This is a genomic window from Pseudomonas sp. Au-Pse12 (assembly GCF_021341665.1).
Classification (GTDB): domain Bacteria; phylum Pseudomonadota; class Gammaproteobacteria; order Pseudomonadales; family Pseudomonadaceae; genus Aquipseudomonas.
In genome coordinates this window covers 1,031,288-1,050,182 of sequence record NZ_JAJTTH010000001.1, presented here as the reverse complement: position 1 = coordinate 1,050,182, position 18,895 = coordinate 1,031,288, and the positions used below count along the sequence as shown (strand labels likewise).

Sequence of the window (18,895 nt, the reverse complement as noted above, 5' to 3'; positions counted from 1 at the left end):
GCAAGCGGGGGGGTGACGCTTAGCGGGCCTTGGCCGAGGCGTCCTGCTCGACCACCATGTCCAGCACATAGACGCTGGACGGGGCGTCGGCGGGGGCATTCTTCCATTCGTATTGCTTCACCCGCAGCACGTTGCGCACGCCGTCCTGGTGCTCGTAACCCTCGATGGACTGGTACAGCGGGTGCCAGCTGTCCTGGGTCGGCAGTTGCAGGCCGGCGGCGTCGTAACGCCGCTCACGCACTTGCAGGCACTGGAAGTTGGGAATGAGTGGATGGCTGCACTTGACGGTCTGGGCCGCCACTTCCAGGAAGCGGGTCTGGCCCTGGCTGCCGTAGCGGGTTTCCGGGGTGGGCTGGCCTTCGAACGTGAGCAGGGTGCCGTCCTGGGTGGCCAGTTGCAGGGTCGGAGTCGACTCGTCGCCGCCGAAGGTGGTGCGCAGATCGCCCTTGAGCAGGCGGCCGATTTCCGCGTCCAGGGCCATCAGGCCTGGTTCGCAGGCCATCAGGGTCGAAGCCAGCGGCTGCACCTTGAGCAGGCCTTTTTCATGCTGGAAGCCGCCGAACTGGCGGTTGCAGCCGCCGCTGATGCTCAGGTTCTGCCCGGCGAAGGTCAGGCGCAGCTGGCGCTCGATGCCCTTGTCCAGGGCCGCCACGGGCTTGCCCGCGGCGTCGCTGGCCTTGACCAGTTGCCAGTAATAGGCCGGCAGCGCCGGTTGGCTGTTGAGGGAAGCCGTGCTGGCGGGCATGGAAGAAGATCCTTCAGGGGCAGTGGAAACCGGGGTGCAGGCCTGCAGCAGGGCGGCACAGACGGATACGAGGAGGATATTTTGCTTCATGGTTCGCTCTTTCAGCCTTGATGGAGTATGGCCGGCCACTTGGGGGGCGGGCCCAGGCCGGTAACCTGTGGCAGTCGATCAGGCGTGCGCCGCACGACCTCTGCCGTTACCGATTGCGATGTGACAGCACGGTGCCAGTTCCGTTGCATGGCCGGGGGTGCCCGGGAGTGTTACCAAATCTTGCACGATGCCGGTGGACCGCGTTGCGCGCTTGCGGCCGGGCTCAGCGGGCCTGGAGGTGGCCGCACCCAGGGTGCGGCGCTGAACCGGGGGGATGCCCGCCTTACCAGAACCAGTAAGGCAGGAACTTGGGGGTGGGCTCGTTGGCCAGTTCCAGGTGATAGGTGATGGAATTGAAGAAGAACCCATCCAGCAAGAGAAAGGCCGCCACGCCGAATGCCAGGACGATGACCTCGTAATGCCGGTGTCCGGCGTACTTCCGGGTGATCCAGTAGCGCACGCCGCTGAGCAGGGCAAAGCTTGCGAACACCCCGGCGAAGTTGGGCTGCAGGGGCCGCGCGGCAAAGCTGTTGTAGCCCAGCACCAGCAGCGCCAGGACCGCACTGATGGCCGGCAGGTTCAGGCACAGGCGCAGCAGGCGTCTGCGGGTGGCGCGGAACACGCCGGTGGGGTCGATGAAGAGGTAGGCCGCCAGCAGGGAAATGGCCGGGGTGATGGACAGCACGTAGCGCGCTTTCTTCGAGTTGGGAATGGTGAAGAACACAATCAGCACCACGAACCAGGCACCCAGGTGAAGCAGCAGGCGCGGCGCCGACAGCGACGGGGCGCCGAGCCACTGGCGGCCGCTTTTGGCCATGACGCAGAGGGCGTAGAACGCGGTGAAGCTGTAGGTGATCAGCCCGGCGCTGAAGTAGAAGTAATAGCGCGGCGAGTGATCGCTGGCGATCCGGCCCAGGCCCTGCATCTCCAGTACTTCCTGCATGAAGGCATCGCCGCCCTGCACGTGGGCGGCCCAGGCCAGCAGGGCGACCCCGGCGGCGAACAGCAGGCCGCTGACCAGCGAGAACCCGACCAGGGTCCGCCACTGCCGGCTCAGCAGGTAATAGGTGCCGACCACCAGTGCCGGGCCGATCATGCCGATGGGGCCGCGCAGGGCAAAGCCCAGGATCAGGCCGAGGAACACCAGCGCCAGGCGTCCCCGCTGCTGCTTGAAGTCGGCGGAGTAGGCCAGGTAGAAGCAGCCCGCGGTGATCAGCGCGGGGTAGATGTCCAGGGCCAGGGAGTTGACGCTGTCGAGGAAGGCCCAGGTGAACAACGCAAAGAGCACGCCGCAGACGCCCCATTTCTGCTCATGCAGGGCCCCCAGCTTGTAGATGAACACCAGCATCAGCGACGCGGCGATGCAGAAGGGCAGGCCCATCGATAGCACGGACAGCTGGCCGAACGGCAGCGAGGCCAGATAGACCAGCACCGTGTTGACGATGGTGTAGTCGGGGTAGGGCTGCAGGTCGTCGGCGATGGGGAACAGCGTCATGCCGTGCTGCAGCATGTAGTCGGCAAAGTCGACGAAGCGCGTGGTGTAGTTGAGGACCGCCGGTTTGTACTGCAGCCCCATGAACAGCGCGAGGGCCATCAGGAAAATGCTTTGGCAGGGGCGTTGCAAGATCAGTTTTTTATAGCTTTCCATGCTTCCAACATGCAAAAAAAAACGCCAATGATACGGTGGCCGGCAATCGAATGCCATCCACGCGCGGTGTTCGGGGCCGTTGTCGGCACCGGGTTTCAAGGCGCGGCAATCTAGCGCGATCGAGGTTAACGCCCGGTATACGGGGAGGGCCCGATCAAGGGGGGGCGGCGCGGTGCGTGAAGGGTCGCAGGGCGGTCGTCGCCCGCGGCGTTTGCCGTTGCCCAGGCTCGCCGCCAGGCCCTGCAACGGGCCCGGTGGCGGTCAGCGGCCCGGGGGCATCACTCAGGGCCGTTGCGGCTTGACCGAGGTGCCGAAGGTATTGCCCATGCGCACGCTGGTGGCCGCCGGTGTCGACAACCCCAGTTGATTCGGCGGGCGCTTGTTCACCGGCTTGTCCATGGCCTGCTGGTTGGCCTGGGCGGCCTTCACCGCGTCCGGGTTGTTGCCCATCTGTTTGCTCAGGCAGTTGTAGTCGGGGGCCTTGTAGCCGCCGACGCTGACTTCCACGCAGCCCTCGCTGGCGTCTTCGGCGTGCAGCGTCCAGGGCAGGGCGCCGAGCAGTAACAGGGCAGCGGTGTAGCAGCTTAAACGTTTCATCCTGGCCTCCTGGCGGGCCCGCGGAATCGGGCCTCGATGCCGGCGGAGTGTAGTGCAAAGCCCGGGCCTGAAACGTGATGGTTTTTTTGCCGTGGCCGTAACACCAGATTCATAAATTGGCCTCAGGATGACGCTTTTCAGGGATTGGACCGCAGTGCAGCGACGCAGAGCGCGGGTCGGGCGATGGACTTCATTGCACGGGGGCTTGGCGACCTGTGTGCTGGGGCTCGCGCTGATGCTGTCGATGCCCGTGGGCTGGGCCCAGAGCCCGGCCGCAGAGCCGCCGCGAGTCGATTCGCAGCGTTTGCTGGCACTGCAGATACCGGCGCAGGACCTGGCCCAAGCCCTGGAGGTGTTCAGCCGCGCCACCGGGATGGCGGTGTTGGTGGACCGGGAGCTGGCCCGGGGCCGGCGCTCGGTGGGAATCAACGGCCACTACAGCGCCCGCGAGGGCTTGAGTCGCCTGCTGGTGGGGACCGGCCTGATGGCCCGCTATGCGCGCAGCGATGCGTTCACCCTGCAGGTGCCGCAGGTCACGCCAGCGGCCGCGCAACAGGGGGCCGGGGCCAGCCGCGCGGCGCGGCTCAACAGCAGTTACGCCAGCGCCCTGCAACGGGCGGTGGAGCGCAGCCTGTGCCGCTCGGCCCTGACCCGGCCGGGGAGCTTTCGCGCCGTGCTGCAACTGTGGGTCAGTGCCGACGGCGCGGTGCAGCACAGCCGCCTGGTGAGTTCCACCGGCGACCGGCAACGCGATGAGGCGCTGGTGCAGCGCCTGGCCCAGGCCCGGGTCGAGCGTCCGGCGCCGAGCTCGCTGCGCCAGCCGCTGACCTTACTCTTGATACCGGACACAACAGGGACACGCATGGACTGCAAGGAATGGGAAGGAGCTTCCGGGGTATGAAAAATACCGGACACAGTACGATGGTCAGGCTGTTCCTGACGTCCTACGAGGACTTTCGGGTGCGCTTGCGCAGGCGCCTGGGTTCCGAGGACCTGGCCAACGACGTCCTGCACGAAACCTACCTGCGGGTCGACCGCATGGAAGAGCCGCCGAACCTTGTGCAACCCAACGCCTACCTGTATCGCATGGCGTTGAACATCGCCGCCGACCGGCGCCAGTCCGATGCCCGCCTGCTCACCGGCGATGAGGTCGAGGAGCTGTTGCAGATCGCCGACGAGGCCCAGGACCCTTCGCGGGTGGTGGGCGGCCAGAAAGAAATCCAGACCCTGCTCAAGGCCCTCTACGAACTGCCGGCGCGGCGGCGCAAGATCTTTATCGCCGCACGCCTGGAAGAGGCGCCGCACCTGGAGATCTCCCAGCGTTTTGGCATTTCCACACGGATGGTGGAGAAGGAACTCAAGGCCGCCCTTGGCCACTGCGCCTTGCGCCTGGAAAGAAAAGTCATTCAGCGGTTCGGTCCCGGGGCCGGAAAACCGTCCTAGACAAAAGAGCCCCTGATCAATCCGTGAGAACCTGCGCGCTTGAACATTTTTAGCCTCCCCACTCCCCAGGTCTCGGCGGACCAGCAACTGCTGAGCGAAGCCCGGGACTGGCTGGTCCTCCTGACGTCAGGGCAGGCCACCGCCGCCGATGCCCGGGCGCTGCGCCAATGGTGCGCGCAAAGCCCGCGGCACGCGGCCGCCTTCGAACAGACCAAGGCCCTGTGGCATGGCCTGCAACCGGCTGCGCAACAGCTGGAGCAGCAATCACGGCCGCGGCATTTCGCGCGCCGGGCCTTTCTCGGCGGCGCGCTGGCGGCCTCGGCGGCACTGTTCATGGTGCGCTTCACGGTGCCGGGCGGGTTTGCCGGATTGACCGCCGACTTCAGCACCGACGTCGGCGAGCAGCGCCGGGTGGACCTGGCCGAAGGCGTCAGCCTGGAGCTCAACACCCAGACCCGCGTCAGCCGTCGCGACCTGGGGGCGGGCGAGCAGGGCATCGAGCTGCTGGAAGGTGAGGTCGAAGTCTTCAGCCAGCGCCTGCAACCGCTCAAGGTCCAGGCTGGCGAGGGCTGGCTCAGTGCGCGCCAGGCGCGCTTCAACCTGCGCAACACCGACCATCAAGTGTGCGTCACCTGCATCGAAGGCAGTGTGCAGGTGGACGTGGGCGGGCGCAGCGTCCGCCTCGACAGCGGCCGCCAGCTGACCTACGACCCGCACGGCGTGGGCGAACCCCAGGCGGTCGACCCGCACAGCGTGATCGCCTGGCGCGAACAGGTCCTGGTGTTCGACAACGCCAGCCTCAACACGGTGATCAGCGAGATCAACCGTTACCGCCCGGGGATGCTGGTGTTGCTCAACGCCGAACTGGGCAAGCGCAAGGTCCAGGCGCGTTTCAACCTCAACCAGCTGGCGGGCGTGGCCTTGCTGATCCGCGACGCCTACGGCGCCAAATGCACCGAACTGCCAGGCGGCGTGGTGCTGCTCAGCTGAGCGGCCGACCGCATCGCCCCAATGTAGCCGCTGCCGAGCCTCTGGCGAGGCTGCGCGAAGGTCCGCAGGACCTTGCCTGGCGGTCTCCCGCCGAACCTCCAGCGCCTTCAAGACCGCCGCGTCGCCTGCGCCGCCCAAGCCGCTCGCAGCCTGCGGCAGCGGCTACACGAAGCCGGTTAGAGCAGGGGGCCCAGCACTTGCCGGTAATGCTCCTGGCCCTGGGGCGTTTGCCGGGTCAGGCGGATCTCCAGGCCCTGGGGGTTGTCCCGGCGGTTGCCGCTGAGCTGGCGCCAGCCCTTGTCGGGGTCCCAGACCCGAACCTGCAGATCACTGACCCGGCTCAACACCGCCACCGCGTCCCGGGGCGCGGGCAAGGGGTAGCGATCGCGTGCCTCGGCCACGGCGCGGTACAGGGTGTCGCCCTTGAGCCACCAGCGCACCCGTTGCAGGCCTGCCCCCGGGGTGGCGGCGCTGCGGATCACTTCCAGGGCAAAGCCCTGGCTGTCGGAGCTGCGCACGCTCAGCGGCGGCGGGCTTTCGGGCACGGCCTCTTCGCTGTCGCCCAGGGTCGGCTCGCGCAGTTGGGTGGCGGCGCGCAGGGCCACGTCGCGTTCCAGCTGGTTGAGGCTGCGCAGCAGTTCCTCGGTCTGTTCGGTGCTGGCTTTCAGGTGAGTGTCGGCCCGGGTGACGCTGTCCAGCCCGCGCCAGGCGATCAGGCTGACCACCGCCATGAGCATGATTGCAACCATGACTTCGATCAGGGTGAAGCCCTGCTGGCGGCGTTTCATGGCTGGGTCACCACCCGCAGCTGGCCGCTGGCGCTGCGCTCCAGGCTGAGGCTGTGCAGGCCGTCGGACAACACCAGCCGCAGCGCAGGGTTGATCCACTCGGCGTTGAGCACCAGGCGCTGCTTGGGCTCGATGCGCACTTGCAGGGCCGGGGTTTCCCAGGACCGGGGGCGCAGTTGGGCGTCGTCATGCAAGTCATCGAGGCCGCTCCCGGATAGCGCCTGGCGGCTGAAGGCATAGCCCTTGGCCGTGGCCCGCCAGGTGATCGGCCGACCGTCGGTGCGCGCCTCGGCCTGGGCCACTTGCAGCAGTTGCGCCAGGCGCTCGGCGTCCTTGCGCAGCGCTTGCAGCGGGTCGGGCTTGATGCTCAGGCCCACGGCCGCGCTGGCGATGCCGATGATCACCAGCACCACCATCAGTTCGATCAGGGTGAAACCTTGTTGCGTGCGTGACGGCATCCGATGGCACTCCTTGGCGACTCGACCAGCTTGCCTTGGGCAGATGATCGTCCGATGAAATAAAACCGTGAGAATTGACCTGTAGGCTGCGGGAACGGACAAACAGGAGGTCCCACCGATGCTACGTGCCATGTCATTTTCGCCACGCCTTGACGCCCCCCGGTTGCTGCAATACGTGGCCTTGCTGGCGGCCCTGGGCGGCGTCGCCACCTGGTCGTCGCTGCTGCTGACCCCAGCCGAATCGCAGACCCCGGCGGTGGCGCCCCAGGTGCTCGCCGCGCGTTCCGACAACCCGGCCCTGCAATGGTTTGCCGACCGGCCGGCGGCGGTCGAGATCACGGTTTCCGGGGTCATGGCCGGCGCCCGCGGCGCGGTGGCGGTGCTGCGCCTGAACGACGGCCCGCCGCGCAGCTTCCTGGCCGGGGAAACCCTGACCCAGGGCGTGCGCCTGGTGGCCATCGAAGCCGACGGGGTGCTGATCGAGCGCGCGGGCGAGCCCTCGCGGATCAAGGTCAGCAAGCTGCCGGACTCGCCAAGCCTGCCACGGCTGATTCGCTAAGCCTCACTGGCGTGGCACCGGGGGCCGGCTGACCAGGGTCTCCAGGCGTGCCAGGGGCGGCGCCTCGCGGCTGCGGTCGTGGACCTGCACGCTGACCCGCACCAGCCCCGGCGCATGGCCCGCGGTGATGCGGGTTTCGCAGCGCAGCTTGAGCCGCCCCTGGTCGCAATCGAGGTGCTTCACGCCGCTGTTCAGGCGGCCTTCCAGGCGCACCTCGGCGATTCGGCTCTGGGCCGCCAGCAGGGCCAGGGACTTGTCCCGCAGCAGGCCGTTGCTCTGGGTCATCAGGCCGGCCACGCGCACGGCCGCGGCCATGGCCACGGCAATGATGGCCAGCGCCACCAGCACTTCGATCAGGGTGAAACCAGCGTGTTTGCGCAGGGCTTGCATGGGCCGCTCGAAACCGGGAAACAGCCTCGCAGACTAGCCTGCCGGCTTGACCGAATGGCGACCGAAACTCCCGAGGTTTTTCAATACCACTGACATATCTTCTTGCAACACTGCGCGACGAATCGAACTGACGCCAAGGAATGTCGAGATGGATATCGCGCCTGTAACATCCCCGCCCCGAGGCCCGCGCCGCCAGCGTGGCTTCACCCTGATCGAGATCATGGTCGTGGTGGTGATCCTCGGGATCCTGGCGGCCATGGTGGTGCCCAAGGTCCTGGATCGCCCGGACCAGGCGCGGGCCACGGCGGCCAGGCAGGACATCGCCGGGCTGATGCAGGCCTTGAAGCTCTATCGCCTGGACCACGGCAGCTACCCGAGCATGAACCAGGGCCTGAAGGTGCTGGTGGAGCGCCCGGCCAACGCCAAGGACAGCAACTGGCGCTCTTACCTGGAACGCCTGCCCAACGACCCTTGGGGGCGCCCCTATCACTACCTAAACCCGGGCGCCAATGGCGAAGTGGACGTGTTCTCCCTCGGTGCCGACGGCCAGCCCGACGGCGACGGCGTGAATGCCGATATCGGCTCCTGGCAGCTATAGGGCCGCCCGTGAAAGCCCATTCGCCCAGTGCGGCGAAGCAGCGGGGCATGGCCATCATCAGCGCGTTGCTGATTGCCGCGGTGGTGGCGGTGATTGCTGGCGGCATGCTCACCCGGCAAACCTCCTTTACCCGCGCGGTGGAAGCCGAGCAGGCGCGGGTCGTCGGCGCCGGGGTGCTCCAGGGTGGCCTGGAATACAGCCGGCAGTTGCTCTGGGAGGCGCGCCAGCGTGACGTGCTGACGCGCCTCGACCAGGCCTGGGCGCGGCCCATCGACGACCAGGCCCTGGGCGGCTTCAACGCAGCGTTCCAGGGCCGCCTGCACGACCTGCAAGGCACCTTCAACCTGCGCAACCTGGTGTCCAACCAGGAAGTGGACGCGGTGCAACTGCAGAGTTTCCAACGGTTGTGCCAGCTGATTGGCATCGACGCCGCGCTGAGCCGGCGCATCAGCCAGCGGGTGATCGCTTCCTATCCCCAGCGCCTGCACACGCCGGCGCCGAGCAGCAGCCATGGCAGTTTCAACAGTGGCCGCCAGACTTCGGCGGGCGCGCCGGCACCGAGCCTGGCGCCCAGGCAGCCGATGCTGCGCAGCCTCGACGATTTGCAGGGCCTGCCGGGGCTGACCCCGGACGTGCTGGCGCGGCTGGAGGCGTACGTGAGCATTCTGCCGGGCAATACCTGGGTCAACGGCAACACCGCCAGCGCCGAGGTGCTGGCGGCGGTGGTGCCGGGGCTGGACCTGTCGCGGGCCAGGGCGTTGGTGGCAGAGCGTGATGCCGGGCGCTGGTTCATCAACCGTGGCGATTTCGTCAACCGCCTGCGCCTACCGGCATTGCAGGTCGAGCAGATCAAGGTCGGCATCACCAGCGAATGGTTCCTGCTCCAGGGCCAGGCCCGCCGCGATCAGCGCCGGGTCAGCCTGCAGGCGCTGCTGCACCGCCCCGAGGACCGCATGCCCCAGGTGATCTGGTCACGGGTGGGCGCATGAGCCGCTTGCGCATCGGGCTGCCGCCCTTGGATTCGCTGCTGGGCAGCGAGACGCCGGAACAGTGCCTGGTGGACTTCGCCCGGCTCGACCGCGGCGGGCGTACCACGGCCACCGGGCGCTGCGCCCTGCAGCAACTGGGGCGCGCGGGCCAGGGGGGCAAGCCGCCGATGCTGGAGTGCTTCCTGCATCCGCAGGACAGCCTCTTGACCTGTATCGAACTGCCGCAACTGCCCGCTGCCCGGATCAAGGCCGCCGTGGCCTGCGCGGCCCAGGCGCTGATCCTCGGCCCCAGCGAGGCGATGCACGTGGCCCACGGCCCGCGCGATGCGCAGGGGCAGGTGGCCTTGAGCTGGCTGCCGCGGGAGCGCCTGCAAGCCCTGGGGCGCGTGCTGGAGCGGGCCGGGCTGGTGCTCTCGGGCCTGTACCCGGCGCCTTACGCCTTGCCGGTGCCGCCGCCCGGGCAGCTCAGTGTGTGCCTGCTGGACGAGCAGTTGCTGGTGCGCCACAGCGCCACCCAGGGCAGCGTGCAACCGTTGATGGCCGAGACCCTGGAGCAGTTGCACGCCAGCGGTAGCCCGCTGTGCTGGGTCGGCGATGCGCCAGCGCTGGCAGGACCTCAACCGCCGCCGCAAGGGCCGGTGCCCCAGCGTTTCAGCGGCACGCCGCCCGCCTGGGGCCTGCACGGCGCGGCGCTGGCTGGCCATAGCGCGCCCCGGGGCTGGGGTCGGGCCCTGGGTTGTTGTGCCCTGGCGGTGGCGGTCTGGGTGCTGGGGCTGAACCTCTACGCCGCCCGCGAAGCCGAGCAGGGCCAGCGCCTGAAGACGCAGATGAGCCAGCGGGTGAAGCAGGTGTTCCCCGAATTGCCGGTGGTGCTCAACCCGTTGCAACAGGCGCGTCAGCAACTGGCGGCGCGCCAGAGCGGCGCGGCGGCGGGCTCGGCCCAGGGTTTCGCCCACCTGCTGAGCCAGGCCGGCCTGGCCATGCCATTCATGGTGGGCAGCGTGCAAAGCCTGAGTTTTGCCGACGAGCGCTTGCAGCTCGAATTGTTGCCCGACGCGGTGAAAACCACCGACAGCGCCTGGCAGGGGGCCTTGGCCCAGGCCGGCTACAGCGCCCAGGCCCAAGGCAATGGCTGGGCCCTGAGCCCGGGGGCGGCGGCAACCGTCGAGAACGCGGACGAGGCAACGGGAGACGAACATGAATAAGGCCCTGCTGGCGCAGTATCAGGCGCGCTGCTCGCGCCTGCTGGCCCAGGCCCGGGGCCACTGGAACGGCCTGGCCCTGCGCGAAAGACGCCTGCTGGGGGGCGCCGCCCTGGGCCTGCTGGGGTTGTTGCTGTGGTTGCTGTTGATTCAGCCGCCACTGAAGCAGATCGCGTATTGGCAAGCCGAGACCCCCAAGCTGCGCTCCCAGGCCGAGGCCCTGGAAGTGCTGCTGCACGACGTCGCGGCGGGCCACCGCCAGACCCCGGGCGAGAGCCTGGAACAGTCCCTGCGCCAGGCCCTGGACGATGCCGGGCTCAAGGACCGCTACCAACTGCAACACGCGGATCAAGCCGGCCCCGAGAGCTGGCGGTTGACCTTTGAGCAGGCCCCGGCGGATGCCGTGGTCGGCTGGCTGCTGGGGGCTCCCCGGCAGTTTTCACTGCAGGTGGTGGAGGCTCGTCTGCAACGCGCAGGCACGGCCGCCGCCCAAGACTCGGCAGGCACACTGTCCGGGACCGTTCGCATGGATCAGGCGCAGGGCGCTAAGGAAGCTTCATGAAGTGGTCAGGTTCCAACTACGCGCGCCAGTGTCGCAAGGCCGCACCTTTTCTGCTGCTGGCGCTGGGGGCCTGCAGCAACACCACCTCCACCACGCCGCCGCCCTTGCTGGTGGACAGTGAGCTGGGCCAGCCGCTGGGCGATACCCGACGCAGCGGCGATGCCCTGGCGGACCGCGAGCGCCTGCAGACGCAGCAGGCCCAGCGGCCGAAAGTCCTGCACCCGGTGACCAACAGCAGCCGCGGCCAGGGCACCTCGCGCAGCACCGGTGTGCCGCGCAACCCGCTGGGCGACCAGCCCGTGCAATTGAACTTCGTCGAGGCCGATATCCAGGCGGTGGTGCGCGCCTTGTCCCGCTCCACCGGCCAGCAGTTCCTGGTCGACCCTCGGGTCAAGGGCAACCTGACCTTGGTCAGCGAAGGCCAGGTGCCGGCGCACCAGGCCTACGAGATGCTGCTGGCGGCCCTGCGCATGCAGGGCTTTGCCGTGGTGGACGTGGGCGGGGTGGCGCAGGTGGTGCCGGAAGCCGACGCCAAGCTGCTGGGCGGGCCGATCTACAGCGCCGACAAACCGGCGGGCAATGGCATGCTGACCCGTACCTTCCGCCTGCAATATGAAAACGCGGTCAACCTGATTCCGGTGCTGCGGCCCATTGTGTCGCCGAACAACCCGATCAACGCCTACCCGGGCAACAACACCATCGTGGTCACCGATTACGCCGAGAACCTGCAGCGGGTGGCGCAGCTCATCAGCGGCATCGACACCCCGAGCGCCATCGACACCGATGTGGTGGCGGTGCAGAACGGCATTGCCGTGGACATTGCGACCATGGTGGCCGAGCTGCTGGAGACCCAAGGCGCGGACCAGACCCAGAAGATCAGCGTGATCGGCGACCCGCGCTCCAACTCCATCATCATCCGCGCCGGCAGCCCGGAACGCACCGAGCTGGCGCGCAACCTGATCTACAAACTGGACAACGCCCAGAGCAACCCGAGCAACCTGCACGTGGTCTACCTGCGCAACGCCCAGGCCGGCAAGCTGGCCCAGGCCCTGCGCGGGCTGCTCACCGGCGAAAGCGACAGCGCCAGCAGCGACGGTGCCCGGGCCATGCTCAGCGGCATGGGCGCCAGCACCCAGGGCAGCCAGGGCAGCAGCCAGAACAGCAGCGGCACGCCCACCGCCAGCGGCAACCTCAACAGCAGCAGTGGCAGCGGCGCCTATGGCCAGGGCGGCAGCACCAGCAGCCTGAGTGGCAGCGGTCAGCAGAACGACCAGAACACCGCGTTCAGCGCCGGCGGCGTGACCATCCAGGCCGACGCCACCACCAACACCTTGCTGATTTCCGCGCCGGACCCGCTGTACCGCAACCTGCGGGAAGTCATCGACCAGCTCGACCAGCGTCGTGCCCAGGTGGTGATCGAAAGCCTGATCGTCGAAGTCAGCGAAGACGACGCCAGCGAGTTCGGCGTGCAATGGCAGGCCGGCAACCTCGGTGGCCGTGGTGGTTTTGGCGGGGTCAACCTCGGCGGCAGCGGGCTGGTGGGCAGCCCGGCCAGCAAGACCAGCATCGACGCCTTGCCCAAGGGCCTGAACATCGGCGTGGTCAACGGCACGGTGGACATCCCGGGGATCGGCAAGGTGCTGGACCTCAAGGTCCTGGCCCGTGCCTTGAAGAGCAAGGGCGGGACCAACGTGCTGTCGACGCCGAACCTTTTGACCCTGGACAACGAGGCGGCGAGCATCTTTGTCGGCCAGACCATTCCCTTCGTCACCGGCAGCTACGTGACCGGTGGCGGCGGCACCAGCAACAACCCGTTCCAGACCGTGCAGCGTGAAGAGGTGGGGTTGAAGCTCAACGTGCGGCCGCAGATTTCCGAGGGTGGCACGGTGAAGCTGGACATCTACCAGGAGGTCAGCAGTGTTGACCCCCGAGCCTCGGTGGATGCCGGGACCGTGACCAACAAGCGGGCGATCGACACCAGCATCCTGCTGGATGACGGGCAGATCATGGTCCTGGGCGGTTTGCTGCAGGACGGCTACAGCCAGAGCAATGACGCGGTGCCGTGGCTGTCGAGCATTCCCGGGGTCGGGGCGTTGTTTCGCAATGAAAAGCGCAGTGCGACCAAGACCAACCTGATGGTGTTCCTGCGGCCTTACATCATTCGTGACAGTGGCGCGGGGCGCAGCATTACCCTCAATCGCTATGACTTCATGCGCCGGGCGCAGGGGGCGTTGCAGCCGGAGCGTAGTTGGGCGATGCCGGATATGCAGGCGCCGCAGTTGCCGGCGGCGAGCAAGGCGATTCCGGAGGCGGTGCCGGTGTCGTTGCAGGGGGGGCCGCAGGCGCCGCGGGCGTCGATTCGGGCGGTACCGGTGCAATGAACGGGGGGCTGATTCTTCATTGCAGGTGTGGCGAGGTTGACGGTGTACATATCCGTTGCTGCGGTAACGGCGGCTTATGGTTTCGCTCTTACAGCGAGTCCCTTTTGTCAAACGACACAAAAGGAACCAAAAAGTCTTGCCCCTCCATACGGCCCCTCGCTGGGGCTCGGGGTGCCCGAGCTTCGGCATTGCTCCGGGGGCCCGCCGCCACAGGCCATCCCTGGCCTGATGGCGGCTAGCTCGGCATCCATGCCGAGCTGCCCCCTACGCAACGCCTGCGCTCGGCCTGCTGGGAAGGGGCAGGTAGATCAAGATCAAGATCAAGATCAAAAGCCAAAGCAAAGCCAGAGCCAAAGCCAAAGCCAAAGCCAAAGTGTGCAGGCCGGTACCTTGTAGCCGCTGCCGCAGGCTGCGAACGAGCGCTAGCGCTCGCAAAACCAGGCGGCGCGGAGTGTCAGGAACATTGGGGAGGCAGGTTTAGCGTCTCCTGCGACGGAGTGCCGCCCAGAGCGTTCGCAGCCTGCGGCAGCGGCTACAGGGGCCTCATTCATCGTGAAGAGGGCAGTGAAAAAGGGGCAACAGGAAAAGAACAAGGCCGGCCGGCAGGCCGCCGTCAGATGTTGATCTTGATCTGGCTTTTGATCTTCCTGCCCCCTTAGACACGATGGCCGAACGCAGGCATTGAGCCGTGGGTAACCCGGCAGGACGCCGGGTTAGCCGCCATCCGGCCAGGGACGGCCGGTGGCGGCGGCCCACGGATCAATGCCGGAGTGAGGGCATGCCGAGCCTAGGCGAGGCACCGAGTGGAGGGGCAGGAGCCTTTTGCTTACTTTGGGCTGGGCCGGCATTCCGGCTTTTCCAAAGTGAGTCGCTGTAAGAGCGAAACCCTAAGTGGCCGTAACCGCAGCAACGGATATGTACCCCGTCCCACTCGCCGTAAAGGCGAAACCGCCAGCCGCCGTAACCGCAGCAACGGATATGTACCCCCAATCAGGAGCCCCAAACAATGCCCCCCCAGTCCCCCCAACTCCCCTACGCCTGGGCCAAATCCCACCGCATTCTCCTGCGCCACAGCGAGGAGGGCGCCACCTTGCTGGTCTGCCCCTCGACCCCCGGCTGGTCCATCGGCGAAGCCCGCCGCCAGTTCGGTCCCGCCCGCCTGGAACGCATCCGCGACGAGGAACTCGACGGGCTCTTGGCCACCGCCTACGCCGACACCGGCAGCGCCGCGGCGGTGGTCGGCGCTGCGGAGAACGAGGTGGACCTGGACCGCCTGATGCAGGACATGCCGGAAATCACCGACCTGCTGGACACCCAGGACGGCGCCCCGGTGATCCGCATGATCAACGCCTTGCTCACCCAGGCCGCGCGGGACGAGGCCAGCGATATCCATATCGAACCGTTCGAGACTCACTCGGTGGTGCGCTACCGGGTCGACGGCACCCTGCGCGACGTGGTCTCGCCCCGCAAGGCGCTGCACGGCGCGCTGGTGTCGCGGATCAAGATCATGGCCCAGCTGGATATCGCCGAAAAACGCCTGCCCCAGGACGGCCGCATCGCCCTGCGAGTGGCCGGGCGGCCCATCGATATTCGGGTGTCCACGGTGCCCACCGGGCATGGCGAACGGGTGGTGATGCGCCTGCTGGACAAGCAGGCCGGGCGCCTGCAGCTGGAAACCCTGGGCATGGACCCGGACCTGCTGGCGCGCCTGGATACCCTGATCCGCCAGCCCCACGGCATCGTCCTGGTCACCGGGCCCACCGGCAGCGGCAAGACCACCAGCCTCTACGCGGCGCTGGCCCGGCTGGATGCCAGCACCAGCAATATCCTCACCGTCGAGGACCCGGTGGAATACGACTTGCCGGGCATCAGCCAGATCCAGGTCAACGCCAAGATCGACATGACCTTCGCCCTGGCCCTGCGGGCCATTCTGCGCCAGGACCCGGACATCATCATGATCGGCGAGATCCGCGATCTGGAGACTGCGCGGATCGCGGTCCAGGCCTCGCTCACCGGGCACCTGGTGCTGGCGACCCTGCACACCAACGACGCGGTGTCGGCGGTCAACCGCCTGATCGACATGGGCGTGGAGCCGTTCCTGCTGGCTTCGTCGATGCTCGGGGTACTGGCCCAGCGCCTGGTGCGGCGCCTGTGCAACCAGTGCAAGGAGCCGGATCCGGCCAACCCCGGCACCTGGCGCCCGGTGGGTTGCCCGGCCTGCAACCACATCGGCTACAGCGGGCGGACCGGGATCCATGAGCTGTTCTGCATCGATGACGACGTGCGCAGCCTGATCCACCAGGGCGCCGGGGAGCAGGCCCTGCGCGCCGCCGCGCGCAGGGCCGGGATGTTCAGCATGCGCGAGGACGGTGAGCGCTGGGTACGCAGCGGCGCCACGGCGCCGGAAGAAATCCTACGAGTGACACGGGACGCCTGATGAATCGCTATCGCTATGAAGCCGCCGACGCCCTCGGCAAGATCGAATCCGGGCACCTGGAAGCCGACAGCCAGGGCGCGGCCTTCGCCAGCCTGCGCAGCCGCGGCCTGACCGCCTTGCAGGTGCAACTGGACAGCAACGGCGCCGCCAGTGGAGCAGGGGGGCTGTTCAGCGCCAGGCTCTCGGACAACGACCTGGCCTGGGCCACCCGCCAGTTGGCCAGCCTGCTGGGCGCCAGCCTGCCGCTGGAGGCGGCGCTCAGCGCCACGGTGGAGCAGGCCGAGCGCAAGCACATCGCCCAGACCCTGAGCGCGGTGCGCAGCGATGTGCGCAGCGGCATGCGCCTGGCCGAAGCGCTGGCGGCGCGACCGCGGGATTTTCCGGAGATCTACCGGGCGCTGATCGCCGCGGGCGAGGAGTCCGGCGATCTGGCCCAGGTCATGGAGCGGCTGGCGGACTACATCGAAGAGCGCAACGGCCTGCGCGGCAAGATCCTCACCGCCTTCATCTACCCCGGTGTGGTGGGGCTGGTGTCCATCGGCATCGTGATCTTCCTGCTCAGCTACGTGGTGCCCCAGGTGGTCAGCGCCTTTTCCCAGGCGCGCCAGGACCTGCCGGGGCTGACCCTGGCGATGCTCAATGCCAGTGACTTCGTCCGCGCCTGGGGCGGCCTGTGCTTTGCCGCCATGGTGGCCGGGTTCTGGGGCTGGCGGCTGTACCTGCGCAACCCCCGGGCGCGGCTGAACTGGCACAGCCGGATCCTGCGCCTGCCGCTGATCGGGCGTTTTGTCCTGGGGTTGAACACTGCGCGTTTCGCCTCGACCCTGGCGATTCTCGGCAGCGCCGGGGTGCCACTGCTGCGGGCCCTGGAGGCAGCGCGCCAGACCCTGTCCAACGACCGCCTGAGCCTGAGCGTCAGCGAGGCCACGGCCAAGGTGCGCGAGGGCGCCAACCTGGCGGCGGCGCTGCGGGTGGAGAAAGTCTTCCCGCCGGTGCTGATCCACCTGATCGCCAGCGGCGAAAAGACCGGTGCCTTGCCGCCGATGCTGGAACGGGCGGCGCAGACCCTGTCGCGGGATATCGAACGCCGGGCCATGGGCATGACCGCCTTGCTCGAGCCCTTGATGATCGTGGTCATGGGCGCGGTGGTGCTGGTGATCGTCATGGCGGTGCTGCTGCCGATCATCGAGATCAACCAGCTGGTGACCTGAGCCGCGACCGTGATCTTTCAGGCATCCCGTGCCGGCAGGTTTTTGCGATTGCTGCGCAATCGAACGGGAGCAAGCTCCCTCGCCACAAATTGAGCCAGCCTGCTGTGGGATTGAAGGCAGTGAGCCCGATTGCTGCTGCGTACTCCTTGAGCCCATAAGGCCCCTATCGTATCGGCGGACCCTGAATTCTTTCAGACACACCACGCCAGCCGATTTTTGCTTTCGCCACCGTCCGCGCGGCAGGCCGTGCTCCCGACCCGGTAGGCCAACGTCCTCGGGTTCCTCGTTCTGTCATGTGGCGCAGTGGCCTCCAGAGCTGGCAACGGCTGCAGCCCGGAGCCGCGCCAAACCTTGGCAACCTCGCTGTCACCTGGCGCGCAAAGGGCCGGAAAGCCTGTGCAAACACCCGAGAATCTTTTGCAAAAAACAGTGGGTTTCTCCCGAGGTTTTTTCCTTTATCTGTCACCGGAAGCTGCGAACTTCTCTCCCCATGGCCTCACCCATCAAGCCCTCTGGATCAAGGCTTCTGGCCCGAGTGCCATGGCGTCATGCAAGAGCTATTCACCCAACGTACGAACACGACGAAAGGAGATTCTTCATGTTTAAGCGCAATGTTCTCGCGGCATCCCTGACCCTGGCTGCCCTGTGCGTGGCACAGGCGGCAATGGCTGATATCAACGGCGGTGGCGCCACCCTGCCACAACCGCTGTACCAGACTTCCGGCGTACTCACCGCCGGCTTCGCTCCCTACATCGGCGTAGGCAGCGGCAACGGCAAGGCGGCCTTCCTGAACAACGACTACACCAAGTTCGTGGCCGGCACCACCGGCAAGAACGTGCACTGGGCCGGTAGCGACTCCAAGCTCAGCACCACCGAGCTGAGCAACTACGCCACTGCTCGCAACGCTACCTGGGGTCCACTGATCCAGGTGCCTTCGGTGGCCACTTCGGTTGCCGTTCCGTTCAACAAGGCTGGCACCGCTGCCGTTGACCTGAGCGTCAACGACCTGTGCGGCGTGTTCTCGGGCCGTGTGAACGACTGGAGCCAGATTGCAGGTTCGGGCCGTACCGGCACCATCACCGTGGTTTACCGCAACGAAAGCAGCGGCACCACCGAGCTGTTCACCCGCTTCCTGAACGCCAAGTGCACCACTGAGCCTAAGGGTACCTTCGCCGTCACCACCAACTTCGCCTCCAGCTACCAAGGCGGTCTGCCTGCCGGTGCCGTGGCCGCTGTGACCAGCCAAGGCGTGATGGACGCGCTGAACGCTGGCGACGGTCGCATCACCTACATGAGCCCGGACTACGCTGCACCAACCCTGGCCGGCCTGGATGACGCGACCAAGGTGGCCAAGGTTGCTGGTGTTTCGCCAGCTCCGGCCAACGTTTCCTCGGCTATCGGCTCCGTTGCCGTGCCTGATGCCGCTGTGCGTGCCGACCAGAACCTGTGGGTTCCAGTCTTCACTTCCCAGGCCAACATCGACGCCAACCCAGGTGACAAGAGCCTGCGCCTGTACCCAACCAGCGGTTACCCGATCCTCGGCTTCACCAACCTGATCTTCAGCCAGTGCTACGCCGATGCCACCCAGACTTCGCAAGTACGGGCTTTCTTCAGCCGTCACTACGGTGCTCTGGCGAACAACGACACCGCCATCAACAACAACCGCTTCGTGCCGCTGCCAGCTGCCTGGAAAACCGCAGTACGTGACTCGTTCGTTACTGCTTCCAGCGGCCTGAGCATCGGTAACACCAGCGTCTGCAACGCCATCGGCCGTCCGCTGTAATTCTCGCGTCCGATACCTGCAACA

At 67.1% G+C, this 18,895-nt stretch carries 18 protein-coding genes; 12 read left to right on the top strand and 6 right to left on the bottom strand.

The genetic code is table 11. The features are described 5' to 3' along the window. Nucleotides 1–19: 19 nt before the first annotated feature. The 3 genes from LXM55_RS04505 to LXM55_RS04495 all read right to left on the bottom strand — a co-directional run bounded on the left by LXM55_RS04505 (nucleotide 20) and on the right by LXM55_RS04495 (nucleotide 3,080). The gene (locus LXM55_RS04505) at nucleotides 20–745 is read right to left on the bottom strand and encodes an META and DUF4377 domain-containing protein (RefSeq protein ID WP_233318971.1); all 726 of its coding nucleotides are present in this window, start codon (nucleotides 743–745) and stop codon (nucleotides 20–22) included. A gap of 373 nt (nucleotides 746–1,118) precedes the next feature. Then, a complete protein-coding gene (locus tag LXM55_RS04500) occupies nucleotides 1,119–2,483 on the bottom strand; it encodes an ArnT family glycosyltransferase (protein ID WP_233318969.1) in 1,365 nt (454 codons plus the stop codon). A 282-nt stretch (nucleotides 2,484–2,765) separates the two neighbouring features. Continuing rightward, entirely contained in the window at nucleotides 2,766–3,080 is a 315-nt protein-coding gene (locus LXM55_RS04495; protein WP_233318966.1) for a hypothetical protein, read from the bottom strand. Between the two features lie 244 nt (nucleotides 3,081–3,324). Between LXM55_RS04495 and LXM55_RS04490 the strand changes: the two genes are divergently transcribed. The 3 genes from LXM55_RS04490 to LXM55_RS04480 are packed head-to-tail and all read left to right on the top strand — an operon-like array spanning nucleotide 3,325 to nucleotide 5,513. Continuing rightward, on the top strand, nucleotides 3,325–3,981 hold the full coding sequence (locus LXM55_RS04490) for a secretin and TonB N-terminal domain-containing protein (RefSeq protein WP_233319060.1): 657 nt from the start codon (nucleotides 3,325–3,327) through the stop codon (nucleotides 3,979–3,981). Further along, on the top strand, nucleotides 3,978–4,523 hold the full coding sequence (locus LXM55_RS04485; protein WP_233318964.1) for an RNA polymerase sigma factor: 546 nt from the start codon (nucleotides 3,978–3,980) through the stop codon (nucleotides 4,521–4,523). Before LXM55_RS04490 ends, LXM55_RS04485 begins: the two co-directional genes overlap by 4 nt. A 39-nt stretch (nucleotides 4,524–4,562) precedes the next feature. Next, a complete protein-coding gene (locus tag LXM55_RS04480) occupies nucleotides 4,563–5,513 on the top strand; it encodes a FecR family protein (RefSeq protein ID WP_233318963.1) in 951 nt (316 codons plus the stop codon). 176 nt (nucleotides 5,514–5,689) lie between these two features. Here the strand turns inward: LXM55_RS04480 and gspJ are convergent, their stop codons facing one another. Then, nucleotides 5,690–6,301 carry a type II secretion system minor pseudopilin GspJ gene (gene gspJ, locus LXM55_RS04475; protein ID WP_233318961.1) on the bottom strand — a complete coding sequence of 204 codons (612 nt, stop codon included), beginning with the start codon at nucleotides 6,299–6,301 and terminating at the stop codon, nucleotides 5,690–5,692. Next, nucleotides 6,298–6,759 carry a type II secretion system minor pseudopilin GspH gene (gene gspH, locus LXM55_RS04470; RefSeq protein WP_233318959.1) on the bottom strand — a complete coding sequence of 154 codons (462 nt, stop codon included), beginning with the start codon at nucleotides 6,757–6,759 and terminating at the stop codon, nucleotides 6,298–6,300. Before gspH ends, gspJ begins: the two co-directional genes overlap by 4 nt. A gap of 130 nt (nucleotides 6,760–6,889) precedes the next feature. Here gspH and LXM55_RS04465 point away from each other — a divergent pair, with 130 nt between their 5' ends. Further along, nucleotides 6,890–7,318 carry a type II secretion system protein N gene (locus LXM55_RS04465; RefSeq protein WP_233319058.1) on the top strand — a complete coding sequence of 143 codons (429 nt, stop codon included), beginning with the start codon at nucleotides 6,890–6,892 and terminating at the stop codon, nucleotides 7,316–7,318. Nucleotides 7,319–7,321: 3 nt separating this feature from the next. On the opposite strand, the gene gspI is transcribed toward LXM55_RS04465, so the two are convergent. Further along, nucleotides 7,322–7,708, bottom strand: a complete 387-nt coding sequence (gene gspI / locus LXM55_RS04460) for a type II secretion system minor pseudopilin GspI (protein ID WP_233318957.1) — start codon at nucleotides 7,706–7,708, stop codon at nucleotides 7,322–7,324. Between the two features lie 148 nt (nucleotides 7,709–7,856). Here gspI and gspG point away from each other — a divergent pair, with 148 nt between their 5' ends. The 8 genes from gspG to LXM55_RS04420 all read left to right on the top strand — a co-directional run bounded on the left by gspG (nucleotide 7,857) and on the right by LXM55_RS04420 (nucleotide 18,871). Beyond that, nucleotides 7,857–8,306: a type II secretion system major pseudopilin GspG gene (gene gspG, locus LXM55_RS04455; RefSeq protein ID WP_233318956.1), complete on the top strand. Its 450-nt coding sequence runs from the start codon at nucleotides 7,857–7,859 to the stop codon at nucleotides 8,304–8,306. A gap of 8 nt (nucleotides 8,307–8,314) precedes the next feature. After that, on the top strand, nucleotides 8,315–9,295 hold the full coding sequence (gspK, locus tag LXM55_RS04450; protein ID WP_233318954.1) for a type II secretion system minor pseudopilin GspK: 981 nt from the start codon (nucleotides 8,315–8,317) through the stop codon (nucleotides 9,293–9,295). Beyond that, complete coding sequence (gspL, locus tag LXM55_RS04445; protein ID WP_233318952.1) at nucleotides 9,292–10,500, top strand: type II secretion system protein GspL; 1,209 nt, start codon at nucleotides 9,292–9,294, stop codon at nucleotides 10,498–10,500. Before gspK ends, gspL begins: the two co-directional genes overlap by 4 nt. Next, a complete protein-coding gene (gene gspM, locus LXM55_RS04440) occupies nucleotides 10,493–11,059 on the top strand; it encodes a type II secretion system protein GspM (RefSeq protein ID WP_233318950.1) in 567 nt (188 codons plus the stop codon). The genes gspL and gspM overlap by 8 nt, the downstream gene beginning before the upstream one ends. Then, on the top strand, nucleotides 11,056–13,440 hold the full coding sequence (gene gspD, locus LXM55_RS04435) for a type II secretion system secretin GspD (RefSeq protein ID WP_233318947.1): 2,385 nt from the start codon (nucleotides 11,056–11,058) through the stop codon (nucleotides 13,438–13,440). The genes gspM and gspD overlap by 4 nt, the downstream gene beginning before the upstream one ends. Before the next feature lie 1,006 nt (nucleotides 13,441–14,446). Further along, nucleotides 14,447–15,877 carry a type II secretion system ATPase GspE gene (gene gspE / locus LXM55_RS04430; protein ID WP_233318943.1) on the top strand — a complete coding sequence of 477 codons (1,431 nt, stop codon included), beginning with the start codon at nucleotides 14,447–14,449 and terminating at the stop codon, nucleotides 15,875–15,877. After that, nucleotides 15,877–17,088: a type II secretion system inner membrane protein GspF gene (gene gspF, locus LXM55_RS04425; protein ID WP_233318942.1), complete on the top strand. Its 1,212-nt coding sequence runs from the start codon at nucleotides 15,877–15,879 to the stop codon at nucleotides 17,086–17,088. The genes gspE and gspF overlap by 1 nt, the downstream gene beginning before the upstream one ends. A 598-nt stretch (nucleotides 17,089–17,686) precedes the next feature. After that, nucleotides 17,687–18,871, top strand: a complete 1,185-nt coding sequence (locus LXM55_RS04420; protein WP_233318940.1) for a substrate-binding domain-containing protein — start codon at nucleotides 17,687–17,689, stop codon at nucleotides 18,869–18,871. The last annotated feature ends 24 nt before the right edge of the window (nucleotides 18,872–18,895 follow it).